This is a genomic window from Methylorubrum podarium (assembly GCF_022179745.1).
GTDB classification, from domain to species: Bacteria; Pseudomonadota; Alphaproteobacteria; order Rhizobiales; family Beijerinckiaceae; genus Methylobacterium; species Methylobacterium podarium.
The window spans coordinates 1-1,948 of the sequence record NZ_BPRD01000533.1 but is presented as its reverse complement, the minus strand read 5'-3'; the positions used below and the strand labels follow the sequence as shown (position 1 = coordinate 1,948).

The 1,948-nt window shown below is 66.0% G+C and carries 2 protein-coding genes and 1 pseudogene; all 3 read right to left on the bottom strand.

Annotation, left to right across the window (positions count from 1 at the left end):
* Positions 1-285: DUF6538 domain-containing protein (locus tag MFF42_RS22885; protein ID WP_373875213.1), on the bottom strand; the 285-nt coding region annotated here is incomplete at its 3' end.
* Positions 286-879: 594 nt separating this feature from the next.
* Positions 880-1,116 carry a hypothetical protein gene (locus MFF42_RS22880; RefSeq protein ID WP_238258000.1) on the bottom strand — a complete coding sequence of 79 codons (237 nt, stop codon included), beginning with the start codon at positions 1,114-1,116 and terminating at the stop codon, positions 880-882.
* 285 nt (positions 1,117-1,401) lie between these two features.
* Positions 1,402-1,948: pseudogene (locus tag MFF42_RS22875) on the bottom strand (prenyltransferase/squalene oxidase repeat-containing protein); the annotation flags it as partial.

Here is a 1,948-nt window from a genome sequence, read left to right as displayed (position 1 = left end):
GATGGTCGCGATCAGGCCGTCGTGCTTGAAGGACTTGGATTCGAGGTACTGCTCCGCGAGCCGGGCAATGTCGGCACGCGTGAGCGACCGGTTGAAGCGGACAAGCGTGAACAAGGTCTCCGTCCCATCCCACAAGCGTTGCGCCATCCGTCGGGCCTCGCCCGGCGTGGCCTGCCCGAGCGAGCGCAGGATCTCACGCTGGCCGAACCGCTGGCGCAGATCGTGGGGGATGATACGGCGAAAAAAGACCGTTTGTCGGCGGCGGCGGAGGTGGGTGCGAGGCAAGGCAGGAATCCCTGCCGTCCAGACAAGTGGACCTCCCGAGTGGACCTGGACGGAGCGGTCGGCCCGGGCGGGTCCGAAAACAGCCGGAGAATCAACGGTCGGCTGAGAATCTTGAGCCTTTGGCTGGGGCGCCAGGATTCTCACCCAGCACGACCTCAGCAGGAAGCATCAGCTAAATTATTGCAATTGCAGGCGCTTTAGCTTCGTGCGCACACGCAGTGGATACGATCTTGCGCTCATTGCCAAGAGTGCCCTCTGGCCATCCACAAGCGGCTGAATAGCATCGCCTTCTTGCTCACTCAGGTCGCTTTGAAGCATGTCGAAGGTCGACAAGGCGCCACTTCCGGACCTTCTGCCATAACCGTGGGAATGGCCGCTCTTTGCTCGCAATCGGCCTCTGCTCGAAATGGTCGGACCGGGATACGCGCGCAAAGCCGCTAGATGTTCTCGAGCCTAGATTCGGTCATGGTTCACCCCTGGGTTCGTTCTTGGCTTAAGGGACCGCAACCGCACCGAAGCGGATCAACGCTAGTTGGCTCGCCACGTAAGCGCATGCCGCCTTTCCGGAGTCGCGCCGACCGGTCACCTGAGCGGTTAATCCGGTACGAGCGGCACCAGCACGCCGGTCCCGACCTCCACGGGGTCGCCCAACAGGCGTCGCGCTGAAGCAAGCTTCTGAAGCGTCTGCCGGTCGCTGCCCCCCAGTCTCGCCTCCTCCTCAAGGCGGCGCAGGCGTTCGACCATCTGGCCGACCGCCGCATCAGGGGCGTGGGCGTCCCCGGCCAACGCCTGGACCAGCGCCGCCATCTCATCGTCGAGCTTCTTTGTCATTCGCCTCGCTCGGTTTGGGTTTGTTGCCTGTAGGCCGGCAACGGGAGCGGCACCGTCAATCGACAGCGCAACGGGTATGAACAGACGCGTGTCCGGCGTCGGCAGTGGCCGGGTCGGGGCCGGCCACGCAGGCCTCATCGATCCAGATCACCCCGCGGACACCGTCGCCGAGGCACCCTCGAAACGCGGAACGAATAGGACTCTGACGAAAATCGGCACCTGCTCGCCGTCGACGCCGTGGGCGGTCTCGCGGGCTTTTAAGACTCGATGCCACGGGGCGCCGCCTTAGAATCCGAAGCCCACCTCCCGGCTGTTGCCGCGCTGCAGGTTGTGGAGCCGCGAAAGCGCGAGGAGTGGGAAGAACAGCCGGTAGCCGTGGTACTTGAGGTAGAACACGCGTGGGAAGCCGACCGCGTTGTAGGCCCGCTCCGGCCACTCGCCGTCCTCGCCCTGCGTGCGCTGCAGGTAGGACGCCCCGCGCAGGACGGCCGGGTGGTCGGCGAGGCCGACCGCCATCAGGCCGAGCATCGCCCAGGCCGTCTGCGAGGGCAGGCTCTCGGCGTTCTCGACGTAATGCCCGACGTCGTAGCTGCGCTCGTCCTCGCTCCAGCCACCGTCCGCGCGCTGGATCGAGACCAGCCAGTCCACGGCCCGGCGCACCATCGGGTCATCGTGCGGCACGCCCGCCGCGTTGAGCGCGCACAGCACCGACCAGGTGCCGTAGACGTAGTTGGTGCCCCAGCGCCCGAACCAGCTTCCGTCCCGCTCCTGCTCGGCCCGGAGATAGGCCAGCGCCCGCTCGATCACGGGTCGGTCCTCCTCGCGGCCGAGC

Coding starts and splice junctions, on each gene's coding strand:
- MFF42_RS22880 (WP_238258000.1), bottom strand. CDS start 1,116: ATGACAAAGAAGCTCGACGATGAGATGGCGGCGCTGGTCCAGGCGTTG.